The sequence below is a fragment of the Streptomyces sp. M2CJ-2 genome, from assembly GCF_016757295.1.
Lineage (GTDB): Bacteria > Actinomycetota > Actinomycetes > Streptomycetales > Streptomycetaceae > Streptomyces.
In genome coordinates this window covers 1-8,882 of the sequence record NZ_JAESIF010000130.1, presented here as the reverse complement: position 1 = coordinate 8,882, position 8,882 = coordinate 1, and the positions used below count along the sequence as shown (strand labels likewise).

At 73.6% G+C, this 8,882-nt stretch carries 7 protein-coding genes; 1 reads left to right on the top strand and 6 read right to left on the bottom strand.

What is annotated here, in order from left to right:
- Positions 1-32 precede the first annotated feature (32 nt).
- From JL475_RS37170 to JL475_RS37160, 3 genes are all read right to left on the bottom strand, one after another.
- Positions 33-833 (bottom strand): polysaccharide deacetylase family protein, encoded by an 801-nt coding sequence (locus JL475_RS37170; protein ID WP_202282632.1) that lies wholly within the window; start codon positions 831-833, stop codon positions 33-35.
- Positions 826-1,857: a glycosyltransferase family 2 protein gene (locus tag JL475_RS37165; protein WP_307825313.1), complete on the bottom strand. Its 1,032-nt coding sequence runs from the start codon at positions 1,855-1,857 to the stop codon at positions 826-828. Before JL475_RS37165 ends, JL475_RS37170 begins: the two co-directional genes overlap by 8 nt.
- A gap of 65 nt (positions 1,858-1,922) precedes the next feature.
- A complete protein-coding gene (locus tag JL475_RS37160) occupies positions 1,923-2,744 on the bottom strand; it encodes a glycosyltransferase family 2 protein (RefSeq protein WP_202282630.1) in 822 nt (273 codons plus the stop codon).
- A gap of 771 nt (positions 2,745-3,515) precedes the next feature.
- Here JL475_RS37160 and JL475_RS37155 point away from each other — a divergent pair.
- The gene (locus tag JL475_RS37155; RefSeq protein WP_202282628.1) at positions 3,516-4,322 is read left to right on the top strand and encodes an SGNH/GDSL hydrolase family protein; all 807 of its coding nucleotides are present in this window, start codon (positions 3,516-3,518) and stop codon (positions 4,320-4,322) included.
- 31 nt (positions 4,323-4,353) lie between these two features.
- Here the strand turns inward: JL475_RS37155 and JL475_RS37150 are convergent, their stop codons facing one another.
- From JL475_RS37150 to JL475_RS37140, 3 genes are all read right to left on the bottom strand, one after another.
- The gene (locus tag JL475_RS37150; protein ID WP_202282626.1) at positions 4,354-6,030 is read right to left on the bottom strand and encodes a serine/threonine-protein kinase; all 1,677 of its coding nucleotides are present in this window, start codon (positions 6,028-6,030) and stop codon (positions 4,354-4,356) included.
- 51 nt (positions 6,031-6,081) lie between these two features.
- On the bottom strand, positions 6,082-7,599 hold the full coding sequence (locus tag JL475_RS37145; protein WP_202282624.1) for a nickel/cobalt transporter: 1,518 nt from the start codon (positions 7,597-7,599) through the stop codon (positions 6,082-6,084).
- The coding region (locus JL475_RS37140) for a tetratricopeptide repeat protein (RefSeq protein WP_202282623.1) at positions 7,596-8,882 on the bottom strand (1,287 nt) is incomplete at its 5' end. The genes JL475_RS37145 and JL475_RS37140, both read right to left, overlap by 4 nt.

Genomic DNA, 8,882 nt, shown 5'->3' with positions numbered 1-8,882 from the left:
GGCAGCGGCCGGTCCGGTCGTGCCGGACGGCGTCACCGCCGGCCGGGCGCCGCCAGCCGCCGCGCGTGCCGCGCCCGGCGGACCACCGCGTACCCCTTGGTCAGGGCCCGGTCCCGGACGAACACGCGGCTGAGGGCGCGGCCTTCCACCAGCCGTTCGAACTCGGCGGTGTCCGTCGACCGGCGCACGGTGACGCGCCGCAGCGCGTACGGCCCCTGGGCCCGGCGGGCGAGACCGTTACCGACGGCGAGCGCCTGCGCGTACCCCGTCTCCCGCACCGCCTCCCGCACCCGGCGGCTGGAGTAGCCGTAGGGATAGGCGAACGAGGCGGGCGTGCTGCCCAGTTGGTCCGAGACGATCTCCTTGCAGAGGATCAGTTCGGAGCGCAGCCGCCGGTCGTCGAGCTGGTCGAGCTGCGGATGGCTGTGACTGTGGCCGCCGATCTCCACGCCCGCGTCGGCCAGTTCGCGCACCTGGTCCCAGTCCAGCATGGTGTCCAGGCCGCCGCCGGTGTCGTACGGCCCCCGGAGCCATCCCGTGGAGACGAACAGGGTGGCCGGGAAGCCGTGCCGGGCGAGCACGGGCAGGGCGTGCCGGTGCACGCCCTCGTAGCCGTCGTCGAACGTGACGAGCACCGGCCGCGCGGGCAGTGGGCGTCCCGTGCGCCAGCAGGCGGCCAGTTCCGCCGTGTCGACGGGGGTGAGGCCCCGCTCGGCGATCACCGCCATCTGCTCGGCGAACGCCTGCGGGGTCACGGACAGCGCGCGGGTGGCGTCGTTGGGTTCGGCGGCCACCGAGTGGTACATGAGGATCGGGACGCGTTCGTCAGTCACGTCGGCCACGGGCGCCTCCTTGCTCCCCGACCGGACGTTCTCCGCCCCGGGGCTCCCCGGCACGGCGGGCCTCGCCGCCGACGTCCACCACGGAGAACGTGACCCCGCCCCGCCGGGCCCGCACGCTCCCCACCACGTATCCGCCCGCCGCCGTGAGCACCCCGGCGACGATGGCGCCCGCGCGTCCCGCGCCGCCCGGCCGGGCCAGCAGGGCGTCGCGCAACCCCCGTACCACCCCGGCCGGCAGGACACGCGTGGTGTACCGGCGTTCCGACTCCAGTCCCTTCCCGGCGCCGACGCTCCGCGCCACCAGCGCCTTGGACAGCCCCTCGGCGTAGGTGCGGGTGCGGAAGTAGCGGAAGTGCTCGCGGACACGGGGCACCCGGTGGTGGATCACCGCGCGGTCGTCGATCAGCAGGACCGCGTCGGGCCGGGCACGGCTGAGGCGGATGCACAACTCCGTCTCCTCCCCGCCCAGCGGGCGCTTGTCGCCGTCCCGCCCGATACCGGTGGCGAAGCCGCCCGCGGCGTCGAAGGCGCTGCGCCGGAAGGAGGCGTTGCCGCCGAGGACGTTGCGCACCCGCACCCGCCCGCGCGGCAGCCCCCGGTACGTGCAGCCCACCACCCAGTCGAACTCCTCGGGGAACCAGCCGGGGCGCCGGCCCGACGCCCAGAGGGGCTCGGTGCGCCCGCCGACCGCCATCACCCGCGGATCGGTGTAGCCCTCGGCGAAGTGCCTGAGCCAGTCGCGTTCGGCCACGGCGTCGTCGTCGAGGAACGCGACGATCTCACCGAGCGAGGCGGCGATGCCGGTGTTGCGGCCGGCGGACAGGCCGCGGGGGCCCGCGTTGGCGAGCACCCGCACGTCGTCGGTGTCCCGGTACTCCTTGGCCAGCCGGTCCAGCAGAACCTGGTTGTGGTCCACGACCAACAGGGTCTCCAGGGCCGGCCGGGACTGCGCCCGCACCGAGGCGACCGCCGCGAGGACGTCCTCCCAGCGGTCCTCGGTGTAGGCGCAGATCACGACCGAGATGCCGGTGTCACCGGAGTTGCCGGAGACACCGGAGACATCGAGGTTGCCGGGATCGCTCAAGACACCTTCCCCCGGACCGTTTCGAGCAGCGGCGAGCGATGCGGACGGCGGCGCAGCGCCCGCCGGTTGGAGCGTTCCCCGAGGATCACCCCGAGGACGCGGAACCCGTCCCGCACGGCCCGCAGATTGCTCGTGCCGTGGATGCGCAGGTACTCGTGGCTGGGTATCTCCTGCACTCTCAGCCCGGCCTTGACGACCCGGATGTTCATCAGGGTCTCGACCTCGAAGCCGGTGCAGTCGAGGTCGATCTTGTCCAGGCAGTGCCGCCAGAACGCGTTGTAGCCGTAGCAGAGGTCGGTGTAGCGGGCGCCGAACTTGCGGTTGACGACACCGCACAGGACCCGGTTGCCGAGCTTGCGGATGAAGGTCATGTCGTCGGTGCCACCGCCGTTGGCGAAGCGGGACCCCTTGGCGAAGTCGGCGCCCGAGACGAGGGCGGAGACGTACGACACGATCTCGTTGCCGTCGGCCGAGCCGTCCGCGTCGACCATCACGATGATGTCGCCGGTGCAGGCCTGGAACCCGGCGTTCAGGGCGTCTCCCTTGCCCTTTCCGCGCTGTTCGACGACCTTGACGTCCGGCCACAACGCGCGGGCCACTTCGACGGTGTCGTCGGTGGAGTTGCCGTCGACCAGGACCACTTCGTGGATCCAGTCGGGAAGCGTCTTGAAGACGTACGGCAGGTTCTCCGCCTCGTTCATGGCCGGTATCACCACGCTCACCGGCGGTGCGATGGCCAGGTGCGAGGAGACGGGCCGGTACTTTCCGGTGGACGGCGGATTCTCGTCCGCGGTCGCCGGCTGCAGAACGGAACTCATGAGTCTGGTCCCTCTCGTCCGGTGGGCCGCCCGCCCCCGGGCGGCCCGGCTGTTCGTCCGGTTCGAAAGGGGGGTTCTCACCCGCGGCACGACGGAACGGAGTTCCGCGCACGCCGGGTGAGCTGGCAAAACTGGTCGGCCGCAGAATGCGACGGCCGACCGCGCGGCACGGCTCGGTCATCGTTGCGGTCACCGAGCACGGCACCCCCCTACCGCGCCCCGCCTCGGTTCGTCGCGGTCCTGAGCCCTCCCCTGGAGCCGCGTACTGACGAACCGGTGCGAGTGAGATGTATTGCAGTGTGCGACGGTATTGATGATTGAACCCGTATGGCAAGACCTGGAGTCAGATCTCACGTTTTTGTTGGTTTGGCCGTTACGTGCTCCCCTGGCCGGATGGTCCCGTCCCGCACGGAGAAGGCCTTCCGGCCGACCGGCCGGAAGATCCTGGACCGGCGGGTCCCGAAGAAGGCCTCGGTGAGGACGCGTTGATGCCGATGGTCTGCATGGTCTGCATGGTCTGCATGGCCGACTTTTCCCCCCGAAGCGCCGGATGCCGGGCTTCAATGTGGCGCAGCCCGTTGTGGGCGTCAAGGTCCGAACGGCCCTAAGGCCTGAATTCGTCCGGTATTGAACAGGCCTGCCCGGATGAGGTCCGAGGCGGGCGAGCCGCCTGATCCTTGGGGGAAGTCACAGTTTTGGCATGGACACTTCCAGTCAACGCGCGTAGTTGCTATGAAAGTTGCGGCAGAGATCCTGCTAAAGGGAGGTTCCATGAGACGTTCCCGGCTTTCCGTCCTTCTCGGCTCACTCCTCCTCGCCGTCGCGACCGCCCTCACCGGGGCGGCCACGGCGCAGGCTTCCCAACAGGCCGCCGCCGGCGGTTATGTGGCGCTCGGCGACTCCTACTCCTCCGGCGTCGGAGCCGGCAGCTACATCGCCTCCAGCGGCGACTGCAAGCGCAGCACGAAGGCCCATCCCTACCTCTGGGCCGCCGCCAACTCGCCCTCGTCCTTCGACTTCACCGCCTGCTCGGGCGCACGGACCGACGACGTCGTCTCCGGGCAGCTCGGCCCGCTCAGCGCCACCACCGGACTCGTCTCGATCAGCGTGGGCGGCAACGACGCCGGTTTCGCCGACGTCATGACGACCTGTGTGCTCCAGTCCGAAAGCACCTGCCTCTCGCGGATCGCCACCGCGCGGGCGTACGTCGAGTCGACGCTGCCCGGCCGGCTCGACAGCGTCTACTCGGCCATCCGCACCCGGGCCCCGAACGCCCACGTCGTCGTCCTCGGCTACCCCCGCTTCTACCAGCTCGGCACGTCCTGCATCGGCCTCTCCGAGGCCAAGCGGAAGGCGATCAACGACGCGGCCGACCTCCTCGCCACCACCATCGCCCAGCGCGCCCGCGCACACGCCTTCACCTTCGGCGACGTGCGCACCCCCTTCACCGGCCACGAGATCTGCTCCGCCAACTCCTGGCTGCACAGCGTGAACTGGCTCAACATCGGTGAGTCCTACCACCCGAAGGCGGCCGGCCAGTCCGGCGGCTACCTCCCGGTGCTCAACAGCGTGGCCTGATCCGGACGCAAGCCCCCCGGTGGCCGCCCGCTCAGGGGGCGGCCACCGAACCGGAACGAGAGGGGGAGGCCCCGTCCGACGGGGTCTCCGTCTCGCACGTCACCGAGAACGGCACCGATTCGGACCTCGTGCGCACCGGTTCCCGCACCTCCACACCGATCCAGTTCTCGAACATCCCGGTCGTCGAGTACGTCGTCACGATCACCGTGTCCCGCTCGGTGTGCCCGCCGTCCCGTGGGAACGACAGCGTCCGCCACCCCCGGTCGGCCACCGAACCGTCCTCGGACACCCAGCGGTAGGACACCTCCGCGGGCAGCCGGCCCACCGTGAACGTCGCCGTGAACGCCGGTGCCCGCTCCCTCGGCGGCGGACAGACCCCGGAGTACTCCGTGTGCGCGCCCTCCACCGTCACCCGCACCGACTGCGGCGGCGGGGTGGTCTCCTCGCCGTCGTCGTAGCCGTCGTCGCCGCTCGCGGAGGCGGACGGGGCCGGCCCGTCGGTCCGCCCGGCCGTCTCCCCGCCGCCCTTGTCGCCTTTTTCAGGGTTCTTGTCGCCGCCGGTCCGCGCGGACGAACGCGCGCCGCCTCCCCGGGGGTCGGCGCCGGAAGCGCCCCCGCCGTCCCCACGGTTCAACAGCACGTACGTCAGCCCGGCCAGCGCCAGGACCAGTACGGCCACGCCCGCGACCAGGACGGCTACGGTGCGGCGACCGTGCCCGGGGCGAGTGGTTCCGCCGGCCCCGGCTGCCGGAGCCGGGGCCGGCGGCGGGGGCAGGGGAGAGGCAGTGGTCCCGTGCGGCTGGGAGTGCGTGGTGGAGGTGGGGGTGTACGGCGCCGCCCCCGCCGTGCCCGCGCGGGGCGTGCCTCCCCCGGAGGGGGCGCCCCCGGCGGCGACGAGCCGCAGGTCCTGCTGCGCCCGCGCCGCCGACAGCCGCTCGGCCGGGTCCTTGCGCAACAGCCCCTCGACGACCGGGGCCAGCGGCCCGGCCCGGCGCGGCGGCGGCAGTTCCTCGTCGACGATCGCCCGCAGGGTGCTCAGCGGGGTGTCCTGACGGAACGGCGAAGAGCCCTCCACCGACGCGTACAGCAGTACGCCGAGCGACCACAGGTCCGACTCCGGGCCGGGGGTGCGGCCCAGCGCCCGCTCCGGGGCGAGGAACTCGGGCGATCCGACGACCTCCCCGGTCATGGTCAGCGCGGAGCTGCCCTCGACCACGGCGATCCCGAAGTCGGTGAGCACGATCCGCCCGTCGTTCGCGATCAGCACGTTGGCGGGCTTCACGTCCCGGTGCAGCACCCCGGCACCGTGCGCGGCACGCAGCGCGGCGAGCACCTCCGCGCCGACGTGCGCGGCGCGCCGCGGGTCCAGCGGGCCCTCGGCGTCCAGGACATCGGCCAGGGACAGACCGCGGACCAGCTCCATGACGATCCACGGACGTCCGTCCCCGGTCGCCACGTCGTACACCGTCACCACGTTGCGGTCGGTGATCCGGGCGGCCGCCCACGCCTCCCGCTCGAGCCGGGCGTACATCCGCTCCACCTCGGCCGCCGGCAGTCCGGCCGGGGCGCGCACCTCCTTGACGGCGACCTCGCGGTGCAGCACCTCGTCGCGGGCCCGCCACACGGTTCCCATACCGCCCTCGCCCAGCGGCGACAGCAGCCGGTACCGGCCCGCGACCACCCGCTCACCGCCCGGTTCCTCGGACATGGCGCCCCCCATCGCATCCGGGCGAATTCTCCGTTTCCTCATGAAAATAGCTCAGCCGAGCGCGGATGCCGCCCCCCTGAACACCAATCCGGCGCCCAGGACCACGACGACGAACGCCGACCCCAGGGGCGCGCTCCGGCGCACGAACGCGACCGCCGGGCGCATGGTCCAGCGCGGGCGCCGGGCAAGGAGCCGGGTCGCTGCGCTGCCCGCCTTGACGACGGCGTACCCGGCGGCGGTGAGGGTGAGGGCCAGCCCGATGCCGTACGCGACGACGAGCAGCAGCCCGAACCAGGCCTGGCCGAGGGCCGTGGCGCCCACCAGCACCACGACGGCGGACGGACTGGGCACCAGTCCGCCGGCGAAGCCGAGCAGGATCGTGCCGCGGAGGGTGGGGGCGACGGGATGGGTGTGGGTGCGACCGCCGTGGGTGTGCTGGACGGCACGGGGGTGGGGGTGGCCGGGACGGTCGTGCGGGCCGTGAACGTGATCATGGCTGCCGTCGCCGTGCTCGTGGTCGTGGTGATGCGTGTGGTGCCGGTCGCGCAACGCACGGCGGAGGAGGTTCGCGCCCGCCAGGGTGACGAGTGCCCCGCTCGCGATGCCGAGCCAGGCGATCACCGAGGGCGCGGCGGCCGAACCGGCCGTGACCAGCAGGCCGAGGGCGACCACACCAAGGGTGTGGGTGACCGTCACCGAGGCGGCCATCGGCAGGACGTCCCGCAGCCGGGCCCTGCCACCCCGGGCTGCCGCCGTCGCGGCCATGAGCGTCTTGCCGTGACCCGGCGCGAGCGCGTGCGCCGCGCCGAGGACGAGCGAGATCAGCAGCGCGAGCGCCGCGAAGCCCGCCGTGAGGTCGTGCCGCGCGACGAGGTCGTCCAGGGCGCGGGTCCACCGGTCGGCGGCGCGGGGCAGCACGGAGGCGGACGGCGCGTCGGGCTCCGTCCCCGCCAGCGCGGGGCCGCCCGCACGCACCCGCAGGGCCGCGGTCGTGGTGTCGGCCGGTGAGGACAGCAACTCCTCCGGGTAACGGGTCAGTTTGCGTGACTGCGACGTCCTCGGCACGTCCGACGCGGCCAGCGTCATCCGGTCACCGCGCGCAGTGACCTCCCGCCAGCCGGGACCCGAGGACGCCCCGGCCCCGCGGAAGTCGACGTCCACCGCGCCGCCCTCGGGCAGCGGGGCCGTCAGCCGGCACTCCACGCGCAGCGTGTCGAGCCCGGCCTGACCGGAACGCACGCGCGCGTGGCTGCTTCTCGCGGTGACGGGGACCGTCCGTCCGTCGACGTGGACCTCGCTGTCGCGGGCGGCGGTGGCGCAGCGCCGCCGGGCCCACTCGTCCATGCCCAGCGCGTCGACGTCCGGCTGCGCCTGGGTGGCCGGGATCTCGGCGAGGTCCTCGACATGATGGATGCGGAGCTCGCCGGGCGCGGCGACCAGCCCGTCGTAACGGTTGACGGTGAAGTTGCCGAGCGGGTGCGCGCTCGCCGTCGCCGTCGGCACCAGGGCGAACGCGCAGGCGGCGGTGAGGACGGCGAGGCCGGTGGCCGGCGTACGACGGGGGCTCACCGCGTCGCCTCCAGGTCCCTCAGGGCGGCACGGGCCGCGCGGGCACCGAGCGGGGAGAAACCGGGGTTCAGCTCCAGCGCCGCCGTGAGGGACCGGCGGGCGTCGCCGTCGTGGCCGGTGGCGTGTTCGATCATGCCGCGGTGGTAGAGGAAGGCGGCGTTGCGGTAGCCCGTGGCCGTGGCCCGGCGGGCGTAGGGGAGTGCCTCCGCGGAGCGTCCGTTCCGGTGCAGGGCCCAGGCGAGGGCGTCCGAGGTGTGGACGCTGTGCCGGCGGTCCCATTCGGTGCGGGCCGCGCGCAGGGCGGTCCGGGTGTCGCCGTGGTCGGCGGCGGCGAGCGCCGTGTCGAGGTCGGCGTTGACCCCGCCGGCGCGGGCGAGGGCGGTCTGCGCGTCGACGAGGACGTACTGGTCCTGGGCCTTCGCGCGGTCGCCGTCGGCGCCCCGGGTCTCGTACAGCTCGCCGAGGGCGACCAGCGGGCCGGGCAGCGGGGAGCGGGCGACGACCTGCTCCAGGGTCTCGATCCCGCCCGCGCGGTCACCGCTCGCGGCCTGGGCACGGGCCCGGCCCTCCAGGGCGGGGAGGTACTCCTCGTCGGCGCCGAGCGCCCGTGCGTAGTGACCCAGGGCGGCTTCGTGGTCCCCCTGGTTCCAGGCGAGTTGACCGAGCGCGGTCGCCACGTACGCCACGTCCGGGGCCGTGGACGCGCTGTCCAGGGCCCGGTCCAGTACCTCGCGGGCGGTCCTCACGTCGCCGCGCAGCTCCTGGACGTACGCGTACCGCGTGAAGACGGGCACCCCCGGCCGCCTGCTGTCCGCCGTGTCGGCGGCCTCGGCGGCCTCGTCGTACCGGCCGAGCTCGACGAGGGCATCGATCCGGGAGGACAGGGCGCGCTCGCTGTAGGGGTTCTGCCGCAGGGCCCGGTCGGCGTACTCCAGGGCGCCGGAGAAGTCGTGCCGGGCCGCGGCGAGGGCGGCACGGCCGGCCAGGGCCTGCTCGTTGCCGGGCTCGAGCGCGAGGGAGCGGACGAACGCCCGCTCGGCCTGCGGGTAGCGCGAGGGGTCCCCCTTGGTCCGCGCCTGCTCGACGTAGGCGAGCCCCAGGACGGCCCACCCGCCGAAGTCCCTCGGCTGGGCATGGAGATGTGCCTGCAGGGAGCGGATCCCCGCGTCGAGGTCGCCCCGGGCGAGCACACCGGCCGCGAGCGTCCCGGCCGCGGGAGCGGCCCCGGCCCGTGGCCCGTCCCGGTCGCCCCCGGCCGCGACCGCCCCGGCGGTCGTCGCGAC